The following is a 26,081-nucleotide window of genomic DNA, read 5'->3' as shown; positions in this document are numbered from 1 at the left end:
CCGGCCTCCCGCGGAAGCCGGTGGTCAGCCTTCCCCTGCAAACCGCCGGTCAATGGACCGTCGCGTCTCCGATATCGCCCACCGTCCACATCTTCTCGATATTGTAGAAGCTGCGGATTTCCGGGCGGAAGACATGAACGATGACGTCGCCAGTATCGATCAGCACCCAATCGCCATGCGTCAGACCCTCGACCTTGGCGTTCTTGATGCCAACATCCTTGAGGTCACGCAGCAGGTGATCGGAGATCGCCATGACGTGGCGGTTCGACCGCCCCGATACGACGACCATGTAATCCGCAAGCGCGGATTTGCCGCTCATGTCGATGGAGACGATGTCCTCGCCCTTGGAGTCTTCCAGACTGCGAATGACGAGGTCGAGTGCGGTCCTGCCAGCCGTCGCTTCGGTTGCAGGCGCTTCAGAAGGCGATGTCTCTGGGACTCCCTTCGCTTCAGCCGCTGGTCTCAGTGTCGTTTTCCCTTTCTTCGGGGCAACAAGCCGCGCATCACGATGATCGCGGTTCCATGAATGTAGGCAGTGTTCCGTGTCCGTTTCAAGACGGGACGGGCCAAGTATCGCGCAGCAAGCTGGAAGAAAGCTGGTTCTTCTGGCTGAAAAGGAACACCCAGGCCGGCGCCCTCCGGTGAGCGATCCTCGCTGCCTGCTCCTCCGGAAGCCGCGCGGCGGCATAGCGGCGAGCGAAGGGCGAGGCCAACGCCTTGAGCGTCGCACCAGGCCGATCGACCACCGCGATCGGCACGGTGTCGGCGATTTCGCGCCAGTGCTGCCATCTGTGGAAGCTCGCCATGCTGTCCGCGCCCATGACCCAGACGATCTTCAAGCCGGGACGGCGCTGCCGCACCAGGGCGAGCGTGTCGGCCGTATAGCGGATCTGATGCACGGCCTCGAAGGCCGTCACGTCGAAATGCGCCGGCGGCGCAAGTTCGCGAACTGCCGCGATCCGCTCTTCCAGCGGGCGCAGGGGCCCATGATCCTTGAGCGGATTGCCAGGCGTCACGACCCACCAGACGCGATGAAGGCCGAGCCGCCGCAGCGCCGTATCCGCGACGAGGCGATGGCCAGCATGGGGCGGATTGAAGGATCCACCCAAAAGGCCGACGGTCATCCCGGCATTGCCGGGGGGTATGACGAAGGGCGGGGTGTGCACCTCTCAGTTCATCCCGCCCGGCAGGTCAGGATGAGACTCACGGCCGCGTCTGACCATGGCCGCGGACACGATAGTTGAAGCTCGTCAACTGCTCGACGCCGACCGGTCCGCGGGCGTGCATCTTGCCGGTGGCGATGCCGATCTCCGCGCCCATGCCGAACTCGCCGCCATCGGCGAACTGGGTCGAGGCATTGTGCAACAGGATCGCCGAATCGATGCCGGCGAAGAAGGCTTCCACCGCCGCCGGATCCTCGGCGACGATCGCCTCGGTATGGTGGGAGGAATGGCGCTCGACATGCGCGATAGCGCCGTCGACACCATCGACTAGCGCGACCGAGATGATCGCGTCGAGATATTCCGTGTCGAAATCGCTGTCCTCGGCCGGCTCGGCCTCCGCGTAGAGGCGGCGCACCTCGTCCGTCGCCCGGATCGCGCAGCCCGCGGCCTTCAGGGCTTCGAGAACGGGCACCAGATGGGTCTCGGCCACCGCTCGATCGACGAGCAGAGTCTCGGCCGCGCCGCAGATGCCGGTGCGCCGCATCTTCGAGTTCACGACCACCTGGATCGCCATTTCGAGATCGGCCGAGCGGTCGACATAGATGTGGCAGATCCCTTCCAGATGTGCAAAGACCGGTACGCGCGCCTCGTCCTGCACGCGCCCCACCAGGGAGCGCCCCCCGCGCGGCACGATGACGTCGATATTTCCGGACAGACCTTTGAGCATCTCGCCAACGGCGGCGCGGTCGGCCGTCGGAACGATCTGGATCGCATCCTCGGGCAGGCCGGCCGCCTTCAGGCCTTCGACCAGCGCGGCATGGATCGCGGCGGAGGAATGCTTGGAATCCGAACCACCGCGCAGGATCACGGCATTGCCGGCCTTGAGGCACAGTGCGCCCGCATCGGCGGTGACGTTCGGGCGGCTCTCGTAGATCACACCGATCACGCCCAGCGGCGTGCGCACGCGCTCGATCGACAGGCCATTCGGACGGTCCCAGGCGGCGATCGTTTGTCCGACGGGATCGGGCAGTTCGGCGATCGCCCGCAGGCCCTCGGACATGGCGACGATGCGCACTGCATTCAGCGTCAGCCGGTCGATGAAAGCTGCGGTCATGCCCTGTTCCTGGGCTCGCGCCACGTCCTTCTCGTTCTCGGCGAGGATCGTCGGGATCGCCTCGTTCAGCGCATCGGCCATGGCGATCAGCGCAGCGTTCTTCGCCTCGGTCGAGGCCAGCGCCAACTGGCGCGAAGCCGCCCGGGCGCGTTTGCCGATCTCCGCCATGACTTCGACGAGGGAACCGGTGTCTTCGGTGGCCATCGTGTCCATGTTCAACTCCATTTCCTTGCCCATCGCGCCCCTGCATTTCGCAGCGCTTGCGATCGGCGATGTCCTACTCGGCGGCGTCAGCTTCCTGGCATGCCACTTCCAGCGCCACCGCCAGAACGAGATCGTCGCGATGCACCATGGCCGCGCGCGCCTCGTAGCCGAGCGCTTCGTTGACCGCCGAGGAGCGCAATCCGGCAATGCGCACGGCATCCTCGGAATCATAGGCGACGATGCCCCGGCCGACTTCCATGCCGTCATAGCGGGTGATCAGCACGGGGTCGCCCCGGGAAAATTCCCCTTCGACCGAGACGATGCCGGCCGGCAGCAGGCTCTTGCCCTCGCGCAGCGCCTTGAGCGCGCCGTCGTCGACTCCGAGCCGGCCGGGAGGATTGAGATGGCCCGCGATCCAGCGCTTGCGCGCGCTGCGGGGCGTCCCGCTCGCCTGGAACAAGGTCGCGCGTTCGCCCTTTTCGATGGCGCTCAGGGGATAAAGCCGCTGCCCCGCCGTGATGATCATCGCGGTGCCCGATTCGGTCGCGATCTTCCCGGCGTCGATCTTGGTCTTCATGCCGCCACGCGAAAGTTCCGAGCCTGCCGCGCCGGCCATCTTCTCGATGGCCGGCGTGATCGTTTCCACCAGCGGCACGTGCTCGGCGTTCGGATCTTCCAGCGGCGGTGCGGTGTAGAGGCCGTCGACGTCGGAGAGAAGGACCAGCAGATCGGCATCGACCATGGTCGCCACGCGGGCGGCCAGTCGGTCGTTGTCGCCATAGCGGATTTCGTTGGTCGCCACCGTGTCGTTCTCGTTGATCACCGGCACGGCGCCGAGATCGAGAAGCGTCATGATGGTGGCGCGGGCGTTGAGATAGCGGCGGCGTTCCTCGGTATCGCCGATGGTCAGGAGCACCTGACCCACCTCGTATCCCTGCCGGCCGAAAATTTCCGAATAGATACGGGAAAGGGCGATCTGGCCAACGGCGGCCGAGGCCTGGCTGTCCTCCAGCTTGAGGGGCCCGCGCGGCATCTTCAGGAGCTTGCGCCCCATGGCGATCGCGCCGGAGGAGACGATCATGACCTGACGCCCCTCCTCCTTCAGCCGGACGATGTCCTCGCCGAGCGATTCCAGCCAGGTGCGCTTCACCCCGCGCTCGCGATCGATGAGAAGCGAGGAGCCGATCTTGATGACGATCCGATTGTGGCCGCTCAGGAAATTGCTCATTGGCCCTCTCCCTCGGCCTTGACCGCCTCACCGTCTTCAGCTTCGCTTCGTCGAGGTGCAAGCCGGTCGATCTCGGCAGCCAGCCCGCGAAGCGCCTCCGTCATCCCCTCGCCGCTGACGGCCGAAAGTTCCAGCGGCTGCTTTCCAGCGGCCTCGGCGAGTTCGGCAAGTTTCGCCGCGCGGTCCTCGCCGGTAAGCGTGTCGACCTTGGAGAGCGCGACGATTTCGGGCTTGTCGACGAGGCCATGACCATAGGCGTCGAGCTCGCGGCGCACGGTGCGGTAGGCCTGGGCCACATCCTCTTCCATCGCCGAGACGAGGTGGAGCAGGATCGATGTGCGCTCCACATGGCCGAGGAAGCGGTCGCCGATGCCGACGCCCTCATGGGCACCCTCGATCAGGCCGGGGATGTCCGCGATGACGAACTCCCGCTCGTCGATCTTGGCAACGCCGAGGCCGGGATAAAGCGTGGTGAAGGGATAGTCGGCGATCTTCGGTCGCGCGCGGGTGACGGTCGCGAGAAAGGTCGACTTGCCGGCATTGGGGAGGCCCACCAGACCGGCGTCGGCGATCAGCTTCAGCCGCAGCCAGATCGTCAGCTCCTCGCCCGGAAGGCCAGGATTGGCATGACGGGGCGCCTGATTGACCGAGGATTTGAAATAGGCATTGCCGAAGCCGCCATTTCCGCCTGCCGCGATCCTGTATTTCTCGCCGACCTCCGTAAGATCGCAGATCAGCGTCTCGTTGTCCTCGGCATAGACTTGCGTCCCCTCGGGAACCTTCAGCACCACGTCGGCGCCCTTGGCGCCATTGCGGTTGCGGCCCATGCCGTGCATGCCGGTCTTGGCCTTGAAATGCTGCTGGTAGCGATAGTCGATCAGCGTGTTGAGCCCCGCCACCGCCTCGATCCAGACGTCGCCCCCGCGCCCGCCGTCACCGCCGTCGGGTCCCCCGAACTCGATATATTTCTCACGCCTGAACGAGACCGATCCGGCTCCGCCGTCGCCGGAGCGGATATAGACCTTCGCCTGATCGAGGAATTTCATGGCTTTCCCGTTCAATTCTTGTCGCGGTGCCGTTCGCTGGCCGCAGCCCGGCACGAAAATTTCTTGGCCCGCTCAGCGCGGGCCCGCCGCGCCGGGTCTTCGGAAGATCACATCGGACGTCGCGATCGGCAGCCCGAATTTGGAGATCGTCACGCGGTTTTCGACCATGCCATCGTCCTGCGACCGCATGACATGGCGAAACCCGAGCAACGTCTCGCCGCCGCCCGGCGCGTAACCGTCATAGGCAAGGACGACGCCTTGTGCAAAGCGTTCCCCCTTCACGGGCACCGGCCCGGCCATGCGGCCGTCACCGAGTTCCGTGGTGACGGTGCCGCGATAGCGTTGCGGCGCGACTCTCTCCAAGGCCCAACGCTGCAGACGATCGCCATCGTCGAAATGAAAGCGTTCTTCGAGAGATAGGGTACGCCCGTCGACGCGGCCTCGGAAAATGGCGGTGAATTCCTCCGTCCAGAAGATCGCCGTCGTGATCGTGCCCGTGGACGTCGCTTTGCCGTCGAAAAAATCGAAAAGGGAGAACGCTGCCTCTACCGATGCGGCGCGCGTGGATTGAGCGATGTCTGCGGCCCTTGCGGGGAGGACGCCGAGAAAAACTGCGAGGAACACCATCAGAAAAAACGCCTGCCGCGCTCGCCCCGATCCCCCGGCGCCGCGGCGGCACCCCCCTCTGCCTGCCGGCATCTCCCCCACAAGGGGGGAGAACGGCTCAATTCGGCCGTCGCTCATACCCCACCCCAGGCCTTCAGCGACTTCCAGCAGCTCTTGTCGAGGCTGAAGTGCTCGCTTGCCACCCGGCCGGCCGCGACCGTGTCGGTCATGCCATTGCCGCGGAAGTGGAAGCCGCATTTCCAGATGACCCGGCGCGAGGCTTCATTGATCACCCGGCAGCTCACCTCGATCTCGTCGAGTCCGAGCGCGGTGAAGCCATAGTCGATCGCCGCATGAGCCGCTTCCGTCGCATAGCCGTTGCCCCAGTAGGGCCGGCCGATCCAGAAGCCGAGCTCGCCCTTCTTGCCCGGGCCGTCACAGGTCTGCAGACCGCAGAGGCCCACGAGCGTATCGCTCTTCTTGAGGCAGATGGCAAAGACGGTCTCGTCGCCATGCTCGCGGATGAAGTATTCGGCGTCCGCGAGGGTGTATGGCCAGGGCACGCGGGACAGCATGCGGGCGATGTCGTAGTCGCCGAGGAGCTTGGCGATGGTCGGGGCGTCGTCGATCGACGGAGGCCTCAGCCTCACACGCGGGCCGACCATGGTCCGCTTGGCCGGCGCGGTCAGTCCCGGCCGTTCGGTCATATCCTCGGTCATGGCATCGTCCTCTCTTGGCAAACGAAAAGGGGAGACGGCGATCCATCTCCCCTTTGCTCGTTCCTCAGGCGATGCCGTCTGGACTTTCGAGCGCCGGGTCCTTGGAACGCCGGCGCTCGGAAGCTCCGGTCATTCGGCGGCTTCGGCTTTCGGCATAATGTTCACGTAGGTTCGGCCATTGGCCTTCTTCTGGAAGGCGACCGTGCCTTCGGCCTTGGCGAAAAGCGTATGATCCTTGCCGAGGCCGACATTGGCGCCCGGATGCCAGCGCGTACCGCGCTGGCGCACAAGGATGTTGCCCGCGATCACGGCTTCGCCGCCGAACTTCTTCACGCCAAGACGTTTCGACTCCGAATCGCGACCGTTGCGCGAGGAACCGCCAGCTTTCTTATGTGCCATCGTTCAATCTCCTTGCCTTGCCTGAAGGCATCGGGTCCGGCCGGGCCGGCCCGTCAATTCCTGTCTCAGTTGCTCGCGAGCGCCTTGCACTGTTCGCGCCAGTCGGTGATCTGGGCGGCGCTGAACGGCATTGCCGCGTCGATCTTCTCGATATCGGCGTCGGTGAAGGCAGCGATCTGCGCGAAGGTGGTGATACCCTGCTCGTTCAGCTGCTTCTCGGCAACCGGACCGACACCCTTGAGCGTGGTCAGCTTGTCCTTGGCCCCTTCCGGGGATTCGAACATCGGCTTCACCACGACCTCGGTCACGTCCGCGTCCGATTCCGCAGCAACCGCCGCCTCGGCGCGCTCTTCCTTCTGCGGCTTGGCGGCCTTCGCCTTGCCGGAAGGCGACTTGCCGTCGGTCAGGATCTCCGAAATGCGGATCAGCGTCAGGTCCTGGCGATGACCGCGGGTGCGCTTCGAGTTCTGGCGGCGGCGCTTCTTGAAGGAAATGACCTTCTTGCCGCGGGTCTGTTCGACGATCTCGGCTGCGACGCTTGCGCCATTGACGAAGGGCGCGCCGATCGTCGAGCCGACCATCAGCACTTCGTTGAAGGTGACCAGATCGCCGGCTTCGCCAGCAACGCGTTCGATCGTGAATTGATCATCGGCGGCAACGCGGTACTGCTTGCCTCCGGTCTTGATGACTGCGAACATTTTGTCTCCGTTCGTCAGACCAGCTCTCGTGCCGCGAGGGCGCGGGCCGTCTTCTTGTTCAGTCGGTTTCAGGAATGGGCGACGCGAGGCGCGGACAAACCACGCCCAATGAAGCGCCCGCTATAATGCCGGAATGGCGTTGGGTCAAGGCGATCCCGCCATTGCGAAAGCGCGCCCGCCCCGTCAGGCGCCTACTGCACGGTCTCCGGCTGAACGGGCTGCGGCGCCGGGCCGGTCGGTTGCCCCTCGGTCAATGCGCTTCGCTCGTCCTCGGCTGGTTGCGACACGGTCGCGTCCGCCGATGATGGAGCATCCGGAATGGGTGGCACCCCAGCTGCCGGCCCCGCTGCTGCGGCATCCGGCGCATCCGTTGCCGCATTCCCTTCAGCCGGCTCTGCCTCGGCCGGAGCCTCCGAACTCCCTGTCCCCCTGTCGGGACCCTCCTCGACGATGATCGCCCAGAGATCGTTCGTGGCCTCCCGCGCCCGGTCCAGCGGCAGCACGAGGCGGCCGCTACCGGCCGCCCGCGTCAGCTCGTCCCGGAACGCCGCTGCGATCTGGTCACCCCCCGCCGCCGCGATCGAGGCCCAGCCATAGGCGCGCATGATGTTGCGCGGCATGTCCACGCCTTCATAATAGGCGTAGGCGAGACGCCGGATGACCTTCCAGTCGCGATTGCGAAACGCCTCCACTTCGGCCTGGCGCTGCTGTGTGCCGATCGGTGTCTTGCGCCAGATCGCCACGGCTTCGTCTTCGGCACCGACGATTTCGCTGGGGCTGAGGCGCCGGCCGATCGCCAGGCGGCTTTCGGCGGCATTCGGAAGTCCCTCCGCCGTGGCGAGATCGAGCGCCACATAGGCAGCGCGCAGGCGATCCTGCGGCACGCTGACATGCGGGTCGATGGCGATCGCCTTGGCAAGCAGGCCGACGGCCGCGCGGTTGCCGTCGATCGCGGCCGGCATCACCAGCGCCACCGCACGCTCGACATTCTGGGGCGTGCCGCGCCCGGCGATCAGCGTATCGGCGATGGCGAGCAGCTGCGAAAGCGGTGCGTCCGGCTTCGGCATCAGAACGCCCGGATCGAGCAGCCGCACACCCGCCGGAACGCCTTCGACCACCGAGGGATTGAGCGCGACGATATCCGCCGCCTCGACGATACCGTCGGTGAGACGGGCGATATCGAAGGGCTCGGCCGGACGCAGGGAGACCGCGATGCGGCCCGGCTCGCGCAGAAAGGCCTGAATCCCGGCCGACCACCGCCGCGCGGCTTCGTTCAGTTCCGGCGTGCTGCCGCCGGGCATATCCTTGAAGATGCTGGCGACTGCGATCCCGGCCAAGGCCGACGCCGTGTTCCGTGCGGCCTCGGGGCTCAAGCCCTGGGCCCCGCCGAGGACCTCGTAGAGCGCCGAAGTCAGTCCGGCGTCGGTGAAGCCGAGACTCGCCGACGCAATCCGGCCGACGACCTCCGGCTCGTCACCGCGCCTGCGGGCAAACGGCTCGTCGCGCATGCCCTCGTCGAATTCGTCGATCGGCACAAGAATGTGAAAGCCGCGGAGATCGGCATCAAGATCGAGTGCACCGATACCCTCGAGATTGGCCGTCGCCTGAATCACGTAGTCGGCCGCAGGTCCGTTGGCGTCGATGCCGATTGCGACGTCCCCGTTCACAATTTCCCGGTCGAGACGCTGAAGAACCTGCCGCACCTCGGGCTCGAGCGGCACCCGGCGCGTGTCGATGACCACGTCGTCGAGGATCGTGCGCTCCGCGCCGACGCGCATCTGGCCTATTCTGAAATGCACCGGTCCGCGCCGGACTTCGAGCCCCGTCACGACGAGCGCACGTGTCACCGGATCGAAGCGTCGGCCGCGATAGGTGATCTCGGCGACGCTTCTCGCTGACGCCACGGCGAGGTCGAACACATAGGGAGAATAGGGAAGGATCAGTTCGGAAACGCCGCCCTGCTGCGCGGTCATCGGCGCCCTGGACGGCTCCGCCTGCTGGGCCTGGGCACCGGTGACCAGGACAGCGGCCATGACGGCGCCGAGAACCGGTTTTCCGCCGAAACTTCTGAACATTGGCGGCTTCCTCCTCGACTCGTGACGTTACGGAAAAGACTAGACCGGCGATCCGGCGAAACCAATGGTCGAAAAACCGATCAAGACATAAGCAAATGTTTATGTCCTCTTGTCCAACGCGGCTCGGGCTGCTAAAGCGGCGCCGGATAGCCGGGCTCACCGCCCGGTGGGCATCGTGCAATCACCACGTATCGACAACGGATTTTGAACACATGAGCGAACACAACGACTACGTCGTCAAGGACATCTCGCTTGCCGATTACGGCCGCAAGGAAATCGACATCGCCGAGACGGAGATGCCGGGCCTGATGGCCTGCCGCGAGGAGTTCGGCACGGACAAGCCCCTCAAGGGCGCGCGCATCACCGGCTCGCTCCACATGACGATCCAGACCGCTGTCCTGATCGAGACGCTCGTCGCTCTCGGGGCCGAAGTCCGCTGGGCGTCCTGCAACATCTTCTCGACCCAGGACCACGCCGCGGCCGCGATCGCTGCCGGCGGCACGCCGGTCTTCGCCGTCAAGGGCGAGACCCTGGAGGAGTACTGGACCTACACCGACAAGATCTTCCAGTGGGCGGACGGCCAGCCCTCCAACATGATCCTCGACGATGGTGGTGACGCCACCATGTACATCCTGCTCGGCGCGCGCGCCGAAGCCGGCGAGGACGTCCTGTCGAATCCGGGCAATGACGAGGAGCGCATCCTCTTCGCCCAGATCAAGAAGCGCATGGACGAGACTCCGGGCTTCTTCGCCAAGCAGCGGGATGCCATCAAGGGCGTGACGGAAGAGACCACCACCGGCGTCAACCGTCTCTACCAGTTGCAGAAGAAGGGCCTCCTGCCCTTCCCGGCGATCAACGTCAACGACTCGGTCACCAAGTCCAAGTTCGACAACAAGTATGGCTGCAAGGAATCGCTGGTCGACGGCATCCGCCGCGGCACCGACGTGATGATGGCCGGCAAGGTCGCCGTCGTCTGCGGCTATGGCGACGTCGGCAAGGGCTCGGCCGCCTCGCTCCAGGGTGCAGGTGCCCGCGTCAAGGTCACCGAGGTCGATCCGATCTGCGCCCTCCAGGCGACGATGGACGGCTTCGAGGTCGTCCAGCTCGAAGACGTCGTGTCCTCGGCCGACATCTTCATCACCACGACCGGCAACAAGGACGTCATCCGCATCGAGCACATGCGCGAGATGAAGGACATGGCGATCGTCGGCAATATCGGCCACTTCGACAACGAGATTCAGGTCGACGCCCTGAAGAACCTCAAGTGGACGAACATCAAGCCGCAGGTCGACATGGTGGAGTTTCCGAAGGGCAATCGCATGCTGCTGCTCTCGGAAGGTCGCCTGCTCAATCTCGGCAATGGCACCGGCCATCCGAGCTTCGTGATGTCGGCCTCGTTCACCAACCAGACGCTGGCCCAGATCGAGCTGTTCACCAAGGGCGAACAGTATGAGAACAAGGTCTATGTGCTGCCGAAGCATTTGGACGAGAAAGTTGCTCGTCTGCATCTCGGCAAGCTCGGCGCAAGGCTTTCGGAACTGACCGAAGAACAGGCTTCCTATATCGGCGTCACGCCGCAAGGCCCTTACAAGCCTGAACATTACCGCTACTAAGCCTCAGGCGAAGCAGCGAGCCGACACAAAAGCTGTCGGGGCACAAGCCCCGGCAGCTTTTTTTCTTTATCTTTTAGTCAAATCTTATGCATTGCGCCCGACTCCCGAGGCGCTAATATGGCCGAATCGTGGCGTTCGGATGCGGCCGAGCGTCAGATCGAGATGCGTGAGTTCTGTCTCGAAAGCGGCAAAGACGGGGGCATGCGCACATGTCGAAAGACATTCGGCCTCGGCGCGAAAGCGTCGTGGGCGCGCTGACGGATTCGAGGAAACCGAAGGCGAGGAGTGAAAACACAGGCAGTGCCGACGGACGCTTCCGGTCCGCACGGGCAATGCTTGCAGGCCTTCTCGCTTCAACGCTGCCGGGGTCTGCCCTTGCCCAGGAAACGGGCCTCGCCGACAGCCCCGGCGTGTTCCTTTCCGAGATCGACATCCTCTATCTCTCGGCGCTGGCGTTCGTCGTCGGCACGGCCATGCTGGCGGCGACCTTCATGCTGCGCCAACGCGCGGCGATGGCCGCCGAGAACGAGGAACTCACCGCAGAACTCCATAAGGCGCGCGTCGAGGCCGAGGCCCGCACCGCACTCCTTCTGACCGGCGAAGAACGGCTCCTCATCTATTCCGGCTCTGACGTTCCCGAGCTCCTGGGAGGTCTCAGCTCCCTGCCCGCCGTCCCCGGCGAGGCGGAGCGTTTTCTCGTCTTCGCCGACTGGATGCCCGCCGAAGCGGCAGCGCGGCTGGAGCAAAGCATCAGGCTCCTGCGTGAGAGCGCGGCGACTTTCCGCTTCTCCTTCGATCTCGATGAGGAACGCGTCATCGAGGTGAGCGGCAAGACGCTCGGCGGGCTGGCGATCGTGCGTTTCACCATGCTCGAAGGGCTCGCCAAGGAGCTGAGCGACCTGAAGAGCGCACGCAACCGCGCCCAGGCGACGATCGAGACCATGCAGGCGCTTTTCGACCAGGCGCCGCTGCCGATCTGGCTGCGCGACAGGAATGGCCGGCTTGCCTGGGTCAACAGCGCCTATGTCGCTTCGGTGGATGCGACTTCGGTTGCCGAGACGATCGACCAGCAGGCCGAGTTCCTGAGCGAACAGGACCGACTGCGCATCGCCAAGGATCTGGCTGCAGGCAACACCTTCAAAGACAAGATCTCCACCGTGGTCGAGGCGGATCGGCGCAATTTCGACGTCGTCGAGGCGACGGGGCCGCTTGGTTCGGCCGGTCTCGCCATCGACGTCACGGAGACCGAGCAGGTCCGTATGGAACTGCATCAGACGATCGAGAGCCAGTCCGAGACGCTGGATCAGCTGACCACGGCGGTCGCCCGCTTCGACGAGAAGACCCGCCTCACCTATTACAACGCCGCCTTCCAGCGGCTGTTCGATCTGACCAACGCCTATCTGGAAACCGAGCCGGACCACGTGGCGCTGCTCGATCATCTGAGGACCAAGGGCATCCTGCCGATCGAGAAGCTCAATCGAAGCGAGATGCTCGAACAGGATCTCGCCGCCTACCGCGCCACCGAGCCCACCGAATCCATGTGGCATCTGGCCGACGGACGGACGCTGCGCGTCATTGCCGCGCCCCAGCCCCGCGGTGGCGCCACCTGGGTCTTCGAGGACATCACCGAGAAGCTGGAGCTCGAAAGCCAGGTCAAGGCGACGGTGCGCCTGCAGCGCGAGACGATCGACTATCTCAGCGAAGCGGTCGCCGTGTTCGGCAGCGACGGACGCCTGCGGCTTTCCAATCCGACCTTCGCCGAAATGTGGGGCTTCGACCCGGCCTACCTCTTCACCTCCCCGCGAATCCAGACACTGCCGGAGACCGCGGATGTGGAGATCGCCGAGGCCAAGAGCCTCTCCGGCCCGAACGACGGCAGCGGCAGCACTGGCTGGCAGCTCTTCAGCGAAGCCGTCACGGCTTTCGAGGACACCGGTCGCGACACCCAGACCGGCGAGATCACGCTCACCGACGGACGCATCTTCAATTACGGCATCGTCCCGCTGCCCAATGGGCAGACGATGCTCTCCTTCTCCAACATCTCCGAAGCGCGCGCCGCCGAACTCATGCTGCGCGAGCGCAACGACGCTCTGGAGCAGGCGAACCAGCTCAAGAACGACTTCGTCCAGCACGTGAACTACGAACTGCGTTCGCCGCTCACCAACATCATCGGATTCTCCGCCCTTCTGCGCTCGGCCGAGACGGGGCCGCTCAACGAGCGGCAGAGCGAATATCTCGACTACATCTCATCTTCAACCTCGACCCTTCTCACGATCGTCAACGACATTCTCGATCTCGCCACGGTCGACGCGGGAATCATGGAGCTCGACCTCTCCGAAGTGGATATCGCCAAGACCGTGGAGCAGGCGGTCGATGGGGTGCGGGATCGCATGGAAAGCGCGGATGTGCATCTGAAGGTCGACGTGCGGGAGGCCGGAGAGCGCTTCCTTGCCGACGCTCACAGGCTCACGCAGGTCCTCTTCAACCTTCTTTCCAATGCCGCCAATTTCGCCCCGGCGGGGTCCGAGGTTTCGCTGCGCGGCTGGCGCCACGACGGCATGCTTACCTTCGAAGTCGCCGATGCCGGCCCGGGCATCCCAAGCGACCAGATCGACCGCATGTTCGAGCGCTTCGAGGCCAATCCCAGTGGCGGGCGCCAGTCCGGGGCGGGTCTCGGCCTCTCGATCGTCAAGAGTTTCGTCGAACTCCATCAGGGCTCGGTGGAAGTCAGCTCGATGCCGGGCAAGGGCACGGCCGTGCGCTGCCATTTCCCCCTGGAATCAATGCCGCCGGAGCAGACGAAACGCATCGCCGGCCGGTATGAGGACGCCGCCGAATGAGCGGCGCCGGCAGAGGATCAGCACAAGGCACGCCAGCAGGCTCAGCCCACCGTTCCATCGGGGCAGGAGCCCGCCAGGCGGGATGGGTCACCGTCGCCGAGCAAGACCTGGCCGACAGCGCGGCCACGGAGCGGCTGGGTGCCGATCTTTCCCTGATCCTGCAGCCAGGCGACGTCGTCGCCCTCTCAGGCGATCTCGGCGCCGGCAAGTCCACCCTCGCCCGCGCTCTGATCCGCACTCTCGCGAAAGACACGGACCTCGAGGTCCCCTCCCCGACCTACACGCTCGTTCAGCCTTACGAGACCGAGCCGCCCATCGCGCACTTCGATCTCTATCGCATCGCCTCCGAGGACGAACTGGAGGAGATCGGCTTTGCGGAAGCCCGCGAGACCGGGCCCGTGCTCGTCGAATGGCCCGACCGGGCGTCGGCGGTGCTGGAAGCTGCAACCATCGCCGTGGAACTCGCCCTCTCGCCCGGGGGTGGGCGGCACGTTACGATCTCGACCGTAGAGGAGGCGGCAGAGCGTGTCGCACGCACGCTTGCCATCCGCAGTTTCCTGGCGGATGCCGGTCTGGCGGAAGCCCCGCGCCTGCGCTTCTTCGGCGATGCCTCGGCCCGCCGCTATGAAACGGTCGAAGCTGACGGAACGACGCTTGTCTTGATGGACGCCCCCAGACGGCCGGACGGGCCGCCGATCAAGGACGGCCTGCCCTATAGCCGGATTGCCCATCTCGCCGAAGACGTGACGCCCTTCGTCGCCGTGGCGCAAGCGCTGTCGAAGGCCGGTTTTGCGGCACCGGCGATTCACCGCGCCGATCTCGACGCTGGCCTTCTCCTGATCGAGAATCTCGGTGACGGTCAGATCATCGATGCGAACCGTCAGCCGATTCCAGATCGCTACGAAGCCGCGATCGCCTGCATCGCCGATCTCCACGGCGTCGCCTGGCCATCGGAACTGCCGATTTCGGACAGCGTGATCCACCGCCTGCCCCACTACGACCGACAGGCGATGGAGATCGAAGTTGCGCTGCTCGTCGACTGGTATCTGCCGCACGCGCTGAAGCGGCAGGCCACGGCCGACGAACGCACCCTCTTCCACGAATGCTGGCAGGCGCTCTTCGCCGAGCTGGAAGACGCAGAAATCAGCCTCGTGCTGCGCGACTTCCATTCGCCGAACGTCATTTTCCGTCCCGAGGCCGACGGCCTGCTCAAGATCGGCCTCATCGATTTTCAGGACGCCTTGCTGGGTCCCTCTGCCTACGACGTCGCATCGCTCGCCCAGGACGCCCGGGTCGACGTCTCCCCGGAACTGGAAGCGACCCTGACTGCCGCTTACGTTCGCGCCCGCCGCGAAGCAGACCCCGACTTCAACGATTTCGGTTTCGAGCGTGACTATGCGATCATGGCTGCCCAGCGGGCTTCGAAAATTCTCGGAATTTTCGTCCGACTTCTCGAACGGGACGGCAAGCCGCAATATCTCCGTCACATACCGCGGATTAAGGGCTATCTGACCCGCAGCCTCGGCCACCCCTCGCTCTCGGCGTTGCGCCACCTTTATGCGAGTTGGGGGATCGTCGAGGAGCGAAGGCTCGACCGGCCCTCATGAACGACAGGCAGACCATGACGCCCATGAACAACAACAAGCGGTCCAAGCCCAAGACCGCCATGATGCTCGCCGCCGGCCTCGGCAAGCGCATGCGCCCGATCACCTCGACCATTCCCAAGCCGCTGATCGAGATCCGCGGCAAGGCATTGATCGACTACGGCCTCGACGCTCTGGCCCGCAACGGCGTCGAGACCGTCGTCGTCAACGTCCACTATCTCGCCGATCTGATGAAGGCCCACCTGCGCAAGCGCAAGGACATGGAAATCGTCATTTCCGACGAGACCGACGGGCTGCTCGATTCCGGCGGGGGCATCGTCAAGGCGCTCCCGATGCTGGGTGACGACCCGTTCTACGTCATCAATTCCGATACGTTCTGGATCGATGGCTATCGGGACAATCTCGACCTTCTCGCCGAACTGTGGCGGCCGGAGCGGATGGACCTCTCCCTCCTCATCGCCGAGATGCGGCAAGCGACCGGCTATGACGGGCGCGGCGACTTCGTGATGGATGTGGAAGGCCGGCTCACCCGCGTCGAGGAACGCGACATGTCGCCCTACATCTACGCCGGCGCGGCGATCGTGAAGCCGGAACTGTTTGCCGGAATGGAGCCGGAGAGATTCTCGCTCAACCGGATCTTCGACAGTGCGATCGAGCGGGAGCGTCTGTTCGGCGTGCGCCTCGACGGCATCTGGATCACGGTCGGCACGCCCCCTGCGATCCCGCTTGCCGAAGAAGCCTTCCTGACGAGCGCGGCCGCCTGACAGATAGACACGGCGCGGCTCGCCGGCTGGCGACGGCGATGTCAGGCGTGTCCGGCTTCGCCGGCCAGAAAGGCCGGTTCGATCCCCAAAAGGCGCAAAGCGCGATCATATTTGTTGTCGAGATCGGTGTCGAAGACGATGCCCAGATCGGCCTTGCAGGTGAGCCAGCCATTGGCGGCGATCTCGCTCTCCAACTGGCCGGGCGCCCAGCCCGAATAGCCGAGGGCCATGATCGCCGTGCGCGGCCCGATACCCTCTGAAATCGCTCTGAGAATATCCACGGTGGGCGTCAGCGAAATGTTGTCGGCCACCTGGACCGTCGATTCGGAATCGTAATCGTCGGAATGCAGGACGAAGCCCCGGCCCTTCTCTACCGGTCCGCCGACGCAGACCGAAACCTCGCGCCCGCCGGACGGCAGGCGGATGTCGCTCTCGCTTTCGACGATGTCGAGCTGCGTCAGAAGCGCCGGGAAGCTCATCGGCTGCGACTTGTTGATGATGAAACCCATGGCCCCATTCGGCGAGTGGGCGCAGACATAGATGACCGTGCGTGCGAACGGTTCGTCGCTGATGCCCGGCATCGCGATCAGGAAATGCCCCTCCAGAGAGTGGGCCACGTCGCCTTCGACGGAATCGAGATCGATATCAAGCTTCATGTCGCTCCACCGCCTTGTCTGCACCATCGTCCAATCTGCATGCACACCACATTCATCGTCACTGCTCACGAGAAGGTGGCATCGACATCGTGCAATGACCAGAGCAGAATTGTCACGTCGCTGGGAAATATCCCTGCGAATCCAATTCGCAGGATGGAAATAGCGGAGATCATTGTGTATGGCGCGCCGTAACCTCTCCATGGCAACGTCGCCGGCGCTGATGGCTGCGGCCTTCGCCCTGGCTGTGCTTTGTCCGGACGAAAGCCTCGCCGAAACGGCGGGCACCGTCTATTCCTCGGACGAAGTGACCCTGCGCCTTCTGCGCGAGCCGGCGAAAGCCGACGGCTCGGTGCGCGGCGCGCTGCTTGTCGATCTCGCCCCCGGCTGGAAGACCTACTGGATCGATCCGGGCGCATCCGGCATCCCGCCGACGATCGATCTGTCGCCCACATCCGGGCTTGAGCAAGCGCGCATCCGCTATCCGGCCCCCCATCGCTTCGGCGAGGACCTGACCCGCGCCAACGGCTACAAGGAGCCTGTCGCCTTCGCCTTCACCCTCGAACCCAAGGACGGCGAAACGCTGGGCACCGTCGAAGCCTCGATCTTCCTGGGGGTGTGCGAGGAAATCTGCATTCCCGTGTCGGCCTCGCTGGAAGCCGGGCTGACGACCGGTGAGAGCGCCAAGGCCGTCGAGATCGCCTTCGCCGCCCTGCCGGAGACGCGGGTCCCGAACGCCGAGACCTTTTCGGTCGCCGCGCATCCGGACGGCGACGCCCTGACGGTCTCGATCGCCGCTCCCTCCGGCGAAGCCGCCGGCATCGCGACGGATGTCTTCGTCACGGCGCCCGGCGGCTGGTATTTCGATGAGCCCGGAGAACCTCGCACGGAGGCCGGACGCCAGATCTTCGACGTGCCGATCGTCAGCCGGCCTCGAAAGACCAAGGGCGCGCCCGCCGCGGTGGATGTCGTCGTTACGGCTGGCGCGTCCGCTGTCGAAATGACCGAGGTTCCCGTCTCGGCAGGTTCCACTCCGCGCTAGCCGTCACGCACCAAGACAGAGGTGTCCAATCCTGCTGGCGAGGGCTTTGGTACGTGGCGTCTTTCCCTGGTCGCGAGCCATCCGTCTCGCTCCGCGTCTGGACAATGGTCGCCAAGGCGCCAAATCGCGTCATGCTCGCGGGACGACGCGCCAGGGGCTCGCTTTGCGCAAGCGCGTCACGCTTCATTCGATTTTAGGGAACGAAGGCCCATGACCATCGCCATCGGGGACAAGATCCCCAACGCAACCGTGAAGACCAAGACCGAGGATGGCCCTGCCGACCTCTCCACCGAGGACATCTTTTCCGGCAAGACCGTGGTCCTCTTCGGCGTGCCCGGCGCGTTCACGCCCACATGCTCGATGAACCATCTGCCCGGCTTCATCACCCATAATGACGAGTTCCGCGCCAAGGGCGTAGACACGCTCGCCGTCGTCGCGGTGAACGACATCTTCGTGATGGGCGCTTGGGAAAAGTCGAGCGACGCGGAGGGCAAGATCCTGTTCCTGTCGGACGGCAACGGCGAATTCACCAAGGCACTCGGCCTCGACATCGACCTGTCCGTCGCCGGCCTCGGTGTACGTTCCAAGCGCTATTCCATGCTGGTCGAAGACGGCGTGGTGAAGCAGCTCAACATCGAGGAATCGCCCGGCCAGGCCGACAAGTCGAGCGCCGAGGCTCTGCTGGAACAGATGTAAGGCTTCGGCACGGCCGCGAGGGTCATCTGCATTTTGCCGCTCGCCGAGCCATCTCGGCGAGCGGTTTTCGTTTGGACGGCTGCACCGATTCGGGACAGGCCTTGATCAACGATGATCAGGACCAGAGTTCGTCCATCTCGCCCCGCATATAGCGGGAAGCCGAGATCGATTTACCGGTGACGTGATGCTTGGCCGTGTCGTCCTGGAAGCGGATGGTCACCGTCTTGTCGCCACGCATGCCGCTGCCGATCTGTTCACGCCTGAGGGCTGATCGGACGTCGTGATCCTGGGCTTCGAGCGCGGCGGCAACGCGCTTCTTCAGCGCCCCGACCGCATCGCGAAGGTTTGCGTCCTTCTCGCGGCTCTGGCGTGTTTCTGAAAACCCGGTGAGGATATGGACAACGCGGCAGGAGTTCTGATGCTTGTTCCGGTGCTGCCCGCCCTTGCCGGTCCCTGAAAACCAGGTGATCTTCAGTTCATGGTCGGAAATCGAAACTTCCCGGGCACTCTCGGGATCGACGACCGCGACGGTCACCGTGCTGGTGTGCACCCGGCCTCGCCTTTCCGTCGGAGGAACGCCCTGGATCCGATGGCCTCCGGCTTCGCCGTCAAGAGCCAGGAGATCCGTTCCGGACACCTCGATATCGATTTGCAGAAAGCCGATTGCGCTCGGCCGTTCAATCGTTCGGACGGCCTTTCAGCGGCGCCGCAGGCAGAGCTTCTCATAGGCGCTGGCGAGTTCGCCGACGAAATTTTGGGAATCGGCGCCGCCTTCGGCCGCGCGAATCTCGATGATGCGCTTCATTGTCGTCTCTCCATCGTTCTTGCCAGCACCGCCGGGCATCGTCTCGGCGGGAAGGCCATGTTGCCAGGGGGCTGGATTGCCACCTGAACCGATCTGGCGCTTGCTCGCGTCGGATCGGTAGTGGAAATCTCACAGGCCATTCGGTCCGTTCGATGGAACTGGATTATTTCGCGGACAGGCTGGTTGCCGCTCGTCTGCCAGGCTTGAAGGGCGCCATTCCAGCGCGGGCGAGTTCATCCGCGCGCTCGTTCTCTTCATGGCCGGCATGGCCTTTCACCCAGTGAAAGGTCACGTCGTGTCGGCTTTTCTCTTCCTCCAGAGCCTGCCAGAGTTCGGCGTTCTTGACCGGCTTGCCGTCGGCGGTGCGCCAGCCTTTGCGCTTCCAGCCATGGATCCACTTGGTGATGCCGTCGCGCATGTAGTTGGAGTCGGAATAAAGATCGACGGCACAGGCGCGGTTCAGCGCCTGCAGCGCCTTGATCGCGGCGGTCAACTCCATGCGGTTGTTGGTGGTCGCCGCCTCGCCGCCCTTGAGCTCCTTCTCGTTGCCCTTGTAGCGCAGGATCGCGCCCCAGCCCCCCGGTCCGGGATTGCCCGAGCAGGCGCCGTCAGTGAAGATTTCGACACGCTCGCTCATTTGCTCTGCACCGTCACCTGGGCTCGCTCCAATCCGTATTCCGCCGCGTCCCGCACGCTGCGGTGAAAGCGCAGCCGCTTCAGATACTCCCGGGGATCCTTCTTGGTGACGAAGGAGTCGTCGGGCACGTTCAGCCAGTCATAGAGCCGTGTCAGAAGGAAGCGCATCGAGGCGCCCCGGCAGAGCATGGGCAGCGCCTCGTATTCGGCCTGTTCGAGCGGCCGCACCGCGGCATAGCCTTCGAGCAGCGCCCGGCCCTTGGTGACGTTGTAACTGCCGTCGGCCTCGAAGCACCAGGCGCCCAGCGTGATGGCGATGTCGTAGGCGAGAAGGTCGTTACAGGCGAAATAGAAGTCGATCAGGCCCGACAGACGACCGGACAGAAAGAACACGTTGTCAGGAAAGAGATCGGCATGGATGATCCCCTTCGGCAGGTCATCTGGCCAAGCCGCCTCGAGCGTGTCGAGTTCGGCGGAAATCTCCCGCCCAAGTCCGTTCTGTACCTCGTCGGCGCGTCCGTCGCAGGCTTCGAACAGAGGGCGCCAGTCGGACAGGGAAAGGCCGTTCGCGCGCGTCAGAGGAAAACTCCTGGCGCTTTCGTGAAGTTGCGCCATGGCGGTTCCGACGGCGCGGCAATGCTCCGCGCCGGGTCGCCTGGTCCACATGCCCTCCAGAAAGGTGAAGATCGCCGCGGGCCTGCCGGCCAGTTCGCCGAGGCTCTGGCCTGCCTTGTCGTGCACCGGCAGCGGGCAGGACAGTCCACGCTCGGCCAGATGTTCCATCAGACCGACGAAGAAGGGCAGATCGCCGCGGTTCACGCGCTTTTCGTACAGCGTGAGGATGTAGATGCCATCCGTGGTGCGCAGCAAGAAGTTCGAGTTCTCGACGCCTTCGGCGATGCCCTTGTAGCTGGACAGCGCCCCGATCTCGTAACGGTCGAGGAATTCGGCAAGCTGCGGCTCGGTGATGTCGGTGTAGACCGCCAAGAACGTCAGCCCTGCCCGTTCACGAAGGCCATGTCGGCCGCGGTCATCGGCACGTCGCGCAAGGAGCGCATGACCGGAAAGTTCTCGTTCTCTTCGGCCGTCTGGACGAGTTCCAGCGACACGTCGAAGCGCTCCTTCAGCGCCGAAATCATTCCCTCGACCAGGATCTCGGGCGCCGAGGCACCGGCGGAAAGGGCGACAACAGCCTCGTTCCTGTCGATCAGATCGAAGGGGATCTCCTGCGGGCCCTGAACGAGCACGCCGCGCACGGCGCCCGCCCGTTCCGCCACCTCGACGAGGCGCTTGGAGTTGGACGAGTTCGGAGCACCAACGATGAGAAAAAGATCGGTGTCGGGCGCGCTCGCCTTCACCGCCTCCTGGCGGTTGGTCGTGGCGTAACAGATCGATTCCGACGATGGCGCCATGATCTGCGGGAATTTCGCCTGGAGCGCCGCGACGATGTCGGCCGTGTCGTCAAGTGACAGCGTCGTCTGGGTGACGAAGCCGAGCGCCGCCGGATCGTCGGGCTCGAAGCTCGCGACGTCCTCTACCGTCTCGATCAGGCTGACCGTCCCTTCGGCGAGTTGGCCCATGGTCCCGATCACTTCCGGATGGCCCTTGTGGCCGATCAGGATCACGTGACGGCCCCGCTTCACGTGCAGCATGGCCTGTTTGTGAACCTTCGAGACGAGCGGGCAGGTGGCGTCGAGATAGAGCATCTCACGGGCACCCGCCGCCGCCGGGACGGATTTCGGCACGCCATGAGCCGAAAAGACCACCGGCTGGCCGTCATCGGGAATCTCGTCGAGTTCCTTCACGAAGATCGCGCCCATGTCCCGCAGGCCATCCACCACAAAGCGGTTGTGGACGATCTCGTGGCGGACATAGACGGGAGCGCCGTATTTCTTGAGCGCCAGGACCACGATCTGAATGGCCCGATCGACCCCGGCGCAAAAGCCGCGCGGCTCGCACAGGCGCAAAGTCAGCTTCGGCTTCGAGGCGTTCCCGGACAATATGGTCTCCTGGACTGGTTCGATCTCAAGGGCATGCAGACAATGCCGCGAATGAAGGCATCGCCTGGCCCCGTGTCAAGCACGCCGCCCGTATCGGCGCCAGACCATCATTCCGGTCATGACCACGAGGACAAGTCCGATCCCGTACCAGGTGATGGCATATTGGAGGTGGTTGTTGGGCATGGTGACCACCGTCGTGCCACCCACCGGCCAGCCGCCAGGCGCGCGGCCCGGCCCGGCATCGACCGTGAAAGGCAGGACGCGGGCGTCGCTTGCAAGCGTCAGCCCCGCGGCCATGACCGAAAGATCCTGCCAGAAGAACGTATCCTTCGACGGATCGTTGTCCGGAATGAAATAGCCGGGCTTCTCCGTCGGAGGCACGCGCGCAATGCCGGTGAGCTCCACCTCTCCCTCGATCAGACCCGCTTCCCGCTTTTCCGGATCGCGCAGATCGTAAGGGACGAAGCCGCGATTGACGAAGATCAGGTCGCCATCCTCCAGCAGCAATGGCGTGAAGACGTTCCAGCCGGCCTGGCCCTCGAAGGTCGAGAGGAAGTACCGCTCGCCCTCGTTCAGGAAACGACCCGAAAGGCGCACCGGCGTATAGGCGATGTCCTCGCCCGCTTCGGCGCGCTGGCGCAGCGTCGCGAGATCGGTTGGCTCGGCTTCGACACGCTGCTCGATCCGGGCGAGCAGATCTTCCTTCCAATGCAGCCGCTCGACCTGCCAGGTTCCGAGGCCAGCGAGAATCACGATGCCGAGAAGACAGGCGAACAACGCCACGGCAAAGCGCGTGCCGCTCATACGATCGCCGCCGTCGGGCTGTGCGTCCGTCCCGGCGCGTGTCGTGTCACTTTCCATCGTCGATGCGCGCCTCGGCCGCATGGTTCTTGTACTGCACGCCGATCATCGTCCCCTTCAGGACCCGAAGGAGAGGCAGGCAAAGGACGAGGATCAGCGGCACCCAGAGGACAAAGTGGACCCACAGCGGCGGACCGACGGATACCTCCAGCCACAGCGCGAGTCCGCACACGATGAAGCCGATGAGAAGGATGACGAAGACCGCCGGTCCGTCCCCGGAATCGGCGAACTCGTAGTCTAGACCGCAGGCCGAGCATCGCGGTTCAAGACGCAGGAAGCCGGCGAAGAGCCTGCCCTCGCCGCAGCGCGGACAGCGGCCACGGGTCGCAGCCTTCACGGGATCGGCCTCGGCGTAGTGCGCCCTGTCCTCGGCCATTGCAGAACTCCTTCAAACGGAAAAGGCGGCCGGAAGCCCCGTGCCGCCTTCTCGATTTTCTCTCTCGCGCCGGAAACCGAGCCCCGGCGGCCGAGATATGATCAAGCGTCGAAGACAGGCGCGCCCCAGCCGCCCCACACATAGATGCAGAAGAACAGGAACAGCCACACCACGTCGACAAAGTGCCAGTACCAGGCTGCCGCCTCGAAACCGAAATGCTTCTGCGGCGTGAACTGGCCCATCATCGCCCGGATCAGGCAGACGAGCAGGAAGATTGTGCCGACGAAGACGTGGAAGCCGTGGAAGCCGGTCGCCATGAAGAAGGTCGAGCCGTAGATCGAGCCCGAGAAGGCAAACGGAGCGTGCGCATACTCGTAAAACTGGACGTAGGAGAAGATGACGCCCAGCACGACGGTCAGGGTGAGGCCGAGCTTCAGGCCCTTGCGGTCACCATGAAGCAGCGCGTGATGGGCCCAGGTGACGGTCGTGCCGGAGAGAAGCAGGGTGATCGTGTTGAACAGCGGAAGATGCAGCGGATCGAGCACTTCGATCCCGACCGGCGGCCACTGACCGCCCAGCACTTCCGTCCGCGAAACCTGCACCGCTTCGTTCGGGAACAGGCTGGCATCGAAGAACGCCCAGAACCAGGCGACGAAGAACATCACCTCGGAGGCGATGAACATGATCATGCCATAGCGCAGGTGCAGCGAAACGACAGGGGTATGGGCGCCCTCCTGTCCTTCCTTCACCGTGTCGGACCACCAGGCGAACATCACGTAGAGGACAACGACGAGGCCGAGGAAGAACAGCCAGGGCGTGGCCAGATTCAGGCCGAACAGGTTGAAGTCCTGTCCCGACAACGCACGCATCCAGCCAACGGCGCCGATCAGCATGATCATGGTGCCCATCGAGGCGATGAACGGCCAGGGGCTCGGATCGATGATGTGATAGTCGTGTTTCTTGGCGTGCGTATCTGCCATTGCCTGTTCCCCGGTCTCTCCCTTTGCGGCCCGCCATCTGCCTATAGCACTCGGCGGCCCAACTCCAGCTTATTCGATCGTTGTTTGGTCCGTCCGCCCCGAAGCGTTCAACTGTCCGATCCCCCAGTCGCAGCCTCTTCCGGACCGCTGGCAACGGGCGCCGGCGCGTCGACCGCGAAGAAGCTGTAGGACAGGGTGATGCCGGGAAGATCGTGCAGCTCTTCCGACTGAAGGATTTCGGAATCGACGTAGAACACGATCCCCATATCCACCTCTTCGCCCGGCGCAAGCGTCTGATTGTTGAAGCAGAAGCATTCGATCTTGTTGAAGTACAGCCCGGCGGCATCCGGCGTCACGTTGAAGAGCGCCTGACCCGTCGTCGTCCGGTCTGACGTGTTCTTCACATGATAGCTGACATTGGACTTTTCGCCGAGGCGAACCCGCACCTCGCGCTGGTTCGGGCGAAAGGTCCAGGGCAGATCGCCCGCGACATTGCCGTCGAAGCGAATGGTGACGAACTGATCAGAGACCTCGGTCGGCGCGGCTTCGGCGCGTTGCGTAGTGCCGCCGTAGCCTGTGACCTGACAGAACAGCTGGTAAAGCGGAACGGAGGCGAAGGCCGCACCGACCATTCCCACCGCAAAGGCCGCACACGCGATCGCAATAACCGCCCCGCGACGGCCGGGGCTGCGAATCTTCGTCTCTCGCTTCGCGTCAAATTCGCTCATGGTGCCATCTTCACGATCGAAACCACGTAGAAAATCGCGACCAGCGCCACCAGCACGATCGCGATGGCGATCGAACGTTTGCGTCGCGCGCTCTTTTCGGCCTCCGTCAGCCTGACCCGGTCATCACTTGCCACCGTCACGCCCCCAGGCCCAACAATGGCGCTACCGCCGCGTCGACGATCAGCATCGCGAACAGGCCGAAAAGGTAGAGGATCGAGAAACCGAAGAGCTTCTTGGCCGGGATCATGCGCTCGTCGCCATCCGCCATGTTGAGAACGGCCCAGGCATGGCGGACGAAGTTCAGTCCCAGCACCGTCGCGACTGCGCCATAGGCGACGCCGGCAAAGCCCAGAATCCAGGGCAGGACGGCAACCGGCGCCAGAACCACTGAGTAAGCGAAGATCTGCAGCTTGGTCGAACGCTCACCCGCCACGTTCGGCAGCATCGGCACGCCGGCGTCGCCATAGTCGCGCAGCTTGAACAGCGCGAGCGCCCAGAAATGCGGCGGAGTCCAGAGAAAGATGATCAGGAACAGGATGAAGCTGTTCACCGACGCATCGCCCGTTACCGCGGCCCAGCCGATCATCGGCGGAAACGCGCCGGCGGCGCCACCGATCACGATGTTCTGGGGCGTCGAGCGCTTCAGACCCATCGTATAGATGACGGCGTAGAAGAAGATGGTGAAGGCGAGGAAGGCGGCAGCGAACCAGTTCGACGCCAGACCCAGGAGCATCACCGAGAGAATCGAAAGGATCAGACCGAAGCTGAGAGCCGCTTCCGGCGACACGCGGCCCATCGGCACCGGCCGCTTGGCGGTCCGCGTCATTACCGCATCGATATCGGCGTCGTACCACATGTTGAGCGCACCCGCCGCCCCTGCCCCGACGGCGATCGCCAGGATCGAGATCACCGCGAGCGTCGGATGGAGCGCGCCCGGGCTGACGACGAGCCCGGCCACCGCCGTCAGCACCACGAGCGACATCACGCGCGGCTTCAGGAGCGTGATGAAGTCCCGCGGTTCGGCGAGACTGATCGTTCCGCCGGTCGTCGTCGGGGTCGTCGTGTCGAGAAGCGTCAATTCATACCTCGATCATCGCGGCATTCGAAAGTTCGCGTCGGAGACCGGCCGGGGCGCACCCACGACCATAGACCTCCGGAGCATCACGTAACGGGCGGTCAGGTCGCACCAGCCCCGCAACGGCTCGGCCGGAGACTGCCAGCCGGCCACTGG

The 26,081-nt window shown here is 64.3% G+C and carries 28 protein-coding genes; 7 read left to right on the top strand and 21 right to left on the bottom strand.

The window, feature by feature from the left end; translation table 11 throughout:
- Positions 1–49: 49 nt before the first annotated feature.
- The 10 genes from rsfS to MF134_RS08965 form a co-directional block, all read right to left on the bottom strand.
- A complete protein-coding gene (rsfS, locus tag MF134_RS09010) occupies positions 50–466 on the bottom strand; it encodes a ribosome silencing factor (RefSeq protein ID WP_255339335.1) in 417 nt (138 codons plus the stop codon).
- 85 nt (positions 467–551) lie between these two features.
- Positions 552–1,166 (bottom strand): nicotinate-nucleotide adenylyltransferase, encoded by a 615-nt coding sequence (locus MF134_RS09005; RefSeq protein ID WP_255339110.1) that lies wholly within the window; start codon positions 1,164–1,166, stop codon positions 552–554.
- Between the two features lie 37 nt (positions 1,167–1,203).
- A complete protein-coding gene (locus MF134_RS09000; RefSeq protein ID WP_255339334.1) occupies positions 1,204–2,481 on the bottom strand; it encodes a glutamate-5-semialdehyde dehydrogenase in 1,278 nt (425 codons plus the stop codon).
- Positions 2,482–2,554: 73 nt separating this feature from the next.
- A complete protein-coding gene (gene proB / locus MF134_RS08995) occupies positions 2,555–3,709 on the bottom strand; it encodes a glutamate 5-kinase (RefSeq protein WP_255339109.1) in 1,155 nt (384 codons plus the stop codon).
- Positions 3,706–4,755 carry a GTPase ObgE gene (gene obgE, locus MF134_RS08990; RefSeq protein ID WP_255339108.1) on the bottom strand — a complete coding sequence of 350 codons (1,050 nt, stop codon included), beginning with the start codon at positions 4,753–4,755 and terminating at the stop codon, positions 3,706–3,708. The genes proB and obgE overlap by 4 nt, the downstream gene beginning before the upstream one ends.
- A 72-nt stretch (positions 4,756–4,827) precedes the next feature.
- Positions 4,828–5,382: a DUF3833 family protein gene (locus MF134_RS08985; protein ID WP_255339107.1), complete on the bottom strand. Its 555-nt coding sequence runs from the start codon at positions 5,380–5,382 to the stop codon at positions 4,828–4,830.
- A gap of 113 nt (positions 5,383–5,495) precedes the next feature.
- Positions 5,496–6,080, bottom strand: coding sequence for a GNAT family N-acetyltransferase (locus tag MF134_RS08980; RefSeq protein WP_255339106.1), 585 nt, complete (start codon positions 6,078–6,080; stop codon positions 5,496–5,498).
- Positions 6,081–6,209: 129 nt separating this feature from the next.
- Complete coding sequence (gene rpmA, locus MF134_RS08975) at positions 6,210–6,479, bottom strand: 50S ribosomal protein L27 (RefSeq protein ID WP_255339105.1); 270 nt, start codon at positions 6,477–6,479, stop codon at positions 6,210–6,212.
- Between the two features lie 65 nt (positions 6,480–6,544).
- On the bottom strand, positions 6,545–7,177 hold the full coding sequence (locus MF134_RS08970; protein ID WP_255339104.1) for a 50S ribosomal protein L21: 633 nt from the start codon (positions 7,175–7,177) through the stop codon (positions 6,545–6,547).
- A 191-nt stretch (positions 7,178–7,368) separates the two neighbouring features.
- Positions 7,369–9,252 carry a hypothetical protein gene (locus MF134_RS08965; RefSeq protein WP_255339103.1) on the bottom strand — a complete coding sequence of 628 codons (1,884 nt, stop codon included), beginning with the start codon at positions 9,250–9,252 and terminating at the stop codon, positions 7,369–7,371.
- A 212-nt stretch (positions 9,253–9,464) separates the two neighbouring features.
- Between MF134_RS08965 and ahcY the strand changes: the two genes are divergently transcribed.
- The 4 genes from ahcY to MF134_RS08945 all read left to right on the top strand — a co-directional run bounded on the left by ahcY (position 9,465) and on the right by MF134_RS08945 (position 16,073).
- The gene (ahcY, locus tag MF134_RS08960) at positions 9,465–10,865 is read left to right on the top strand and encodes an adenosylhomocysteinase (RefSeq protein WP_255339102.1); all 1,401 of its coding nucleotides are present in this window, start codon (positions 9,465–9,467) and stop codon (positions 10,863–10,865) included.
- Between the two features lie 332 nt (positions 10,866–11,197).
- Entirely contained in the window at positions 11,198–13,705 is a 2,508-nt protein-coding gene (locus MF134_RS08955; RefSeq protein ID WP_255339101.1) for a PAS domain-containing sensor histidine kinase, read from the top strand.
- Entirely contained in the window at positions 13,702–15,312 is a 1,611-nt protein-coding gene (gene tsaE, locus MF134_RS08950) for a tRNA (adenosine(37)-N6)-threonylcarbamoyltransferase complex ATPase subunit type 1 TsaE (RefSeq protein WP_255339100.1), read from the top strand. Before MF134_RS08955 ends, tsaE begins: the two co-directional genes overlap by 4 nt.
- Positions 15,313–15,326: 14 nt before the next feature.
- Positions 15,327–16,073 carry a nucleotidyltransferase family protein gene (locus MF134_RS08945; protein ID WP_255339099.1) on the top strand — a complete coding sequence of 249 codons (747 nt, stop codon included), beginning with the start codon at positions 15,327–15,329 and terminating at the stop codon, positions 16,071–16,073.
- 41 nt (positions 16,074–16,114) lie between these two features.
- On the opposite strand, the gene MF134_RS08940 is transcribed toward MF134_RS08945, so the two are convergent.
- Positions 16,115–16,729, bottom strand: a complete 615-nt coding sequence (locus tag MF134_RS08940) for a YqgE/AlgH family protein (RefSeq protein WP_255339098.1) — start codon at positions 16,727–16,729, stop codon at positions 16,115–16,117.
- Between the two features lie 178 nt (positions 16,730–16,907).
- Between MF134_RS08940 and MF134_RS08935 the strand changes: the two genes are divergently transcribed.
- Together MF134_RS08935 and MF134_RS08930 are read left to right on the top strand one after the other, a co-directional pair.
- Complete coding sequence (locus tag MF134_RS08935) at positions 16,908–17,768, top strand: protein-disulfide reductase DsbD domain-containing protein (RefSeq protein WP_255339097.1); 861 nt, start codon at positions 16,908–16,910, stop codon at positions 17,766–17,768.
- A 210-nt stretch (positions 17,769–17,978) separates the two neighbouring features.
- On the top strand, positions 17,979–18,464 hold the full coding sequence (locus MF134_RS08930) for a peroxiredoxin (RefSeq protein ID WP_255339096.1): 486 nt from the start codon (positions 17,979–17,981) through the stop codon (positions 18,462–18,464).
- Between the two features lie 115 nt (positions 18,465–18,579).
- Here MF134_RS08930 and MF134_RS08925 read toward each other — a convergent pair whose 3' ends face one another.
- Positions 18,580–19,101, bottom strand: coding sequence for a peptide chain release factor-like protein (locus tag MF134_RS08925; RefSeq protein WP_369695415.1), 522 nt, complete (start codon positions 19,099–19,101; stop codon positions 18,580–18,582).
- On the opposite strand from MF134_RS08925, the gene MF134_RS08920 reads away from it, so the two are divergent.
- Positions 19,054–19,356 carry a hypothetical protein gene (locus tag MF134_RS08920; protein ID WP_255339094.1) on the top strand — a complete coding sequence of 101 codons (303 nt, stop codon included), beginning with the start codon at positions 19,054–19,056 and terminating at the stop codon, positions 19,354–19,356. The genes MF134_RS08925 and MF134_RS08920 overlap by 48 nt on opposite strands.
- Positions 19,357–19,432: 76 nt before the next feature.
- On the opposite strand, the gene rnhA is transcribed toward MF134_RS08920, so the two are convergent.
- The 9 genes from rnhA to MF134_RS08875 form a co-directional block, all read right to left on the bottom strand.
- Entirely contained in the window at positions 19,433–19,906 is a 474-nt protein-coding gene (rnhA, locus tag MF134_RS08915; RefSeq protein WP_255339093.1) for a ribonuclease HI, read from the bottom strand.
- Positions 19,903–20,892, bottom strand: a complete 990-nt coding sequence (locus MF134_RS08910) for a homoserine kinase (RefSeq protein ID WP_255339092.1) — start codon at positions 20,890–20,892, stop codon at positions 19,903–19,905. The genes rnhA and MF134_RS08910 overlap by 4 nt, the downstream gene beginning before the upstream one ends.
- A 5-nt stretch (positions 20,893–20,897) precedes the next feature.
- The gene (gene ispH / locus MF134_RS08905; protein ID WP_457589968.1) at positions 20,898–21,908 is read right to left on the bottom strand and encodes a 4-hydroxy-3-methylbut-2-enyl diphosphate reductase; all 1,011 of its coding nucleotides are present in this window, start codon (positions 21,906–21,908) and stop codon (positions 20,898–20,900) included.
- A 72-nt stretch (positions 21,909–21,980) separates the two neighbouring features.
- Positions 21,981–22,766, bottom strand: a complete 786-nt coding sequence (locus tag MF134_RS08900; RefSeq protein ID WP_255339090.1) for an SURF1 family protein — start codon at positions 22,764–22,766, stop codon at positions 21,981–21,983.
- Positions 22,756–23,142 carry a DUF983 domain-containing protein gene (locus MF134_RS08895; protein WP_255339089.1) on the bottom strand — a complete coding sequence of 129 codons (387 nt, stop codon included), beginning with the start codon at positions 23,140–23,142 and terminating at the stop codon, positions 22,756–22,758. Before MF134_RS08895 ends, MF134_RS08900 begins: the two co-directional genes overlap by 11 nt.
- 101 nt (positions 23,143–23,243) lie before the next feature.
- Complete coding sequence (locus tag MF134_RS08890) at positions 23,244–24,122, bottom strand: cytochrome c oxidase subunit 3 (protein WP_255339088.1); 879 nt, start codon at positions 24,120–24,122, stop codon at positions 23,244–23,246.
- A gap of 107 nt (positions 24,123–24,229) precedes the next feature.
- Positions 24,230–24,850 (bottom strand): cytochrome c oxidase assembly protein, encoded by a 621-nt coding sequence (locus tag MF134_RS08885; RefSeq protein ID WP_255339087.1) that lies wholly within the window; start codon positions 24,848–24,850, stop codon positions 24,230–24,232.
- The gene (locus tag MF134_RS08880) at positions 24,847–24,984 is read right to left on the bottom strand and encodes a protoheme IX farnesyltransferase (RefSeq protein ID WP_255339086.1); all 138 of its coding nucleotides are present in this window, start codon (positions 24,982–24,984) and stop codon (positions 24,847–24,849) included. The genes MF134_RS08885 and MF134_RS08880 overlap by 4 nt, the downstream gene beginning before the upstream one ends.
- Positions 24,985–24,986: 2 nt before the next feature.
- Positions 24,987–25,928 carry a heme o synthase gene (locus MF134_RS08875; RefSeq protein WP_304363689.1) on the bottom strand — a complete coding sequence of 314 codons (942 nt, stop codon included), beginning with the start codon at positions 25,926–25,928 and terminating at the stop codon, positions 24,987–24,989.
- Positions 25,929–26,081: the final 153 nt, after the last annotated feature.

Origin of the sequence: Jiella marina, assembly GCF_024359545.1 — a bacterium.
Taxonomy (GTDB): Bacteria; Pseudomonadota; Alphaproteobacteria; order Rhizobiales; family Rhizobiaceae; genus Jiella.
This window is presented reverse-complemented; position numbering and strand designations above follow the sequence as displayed.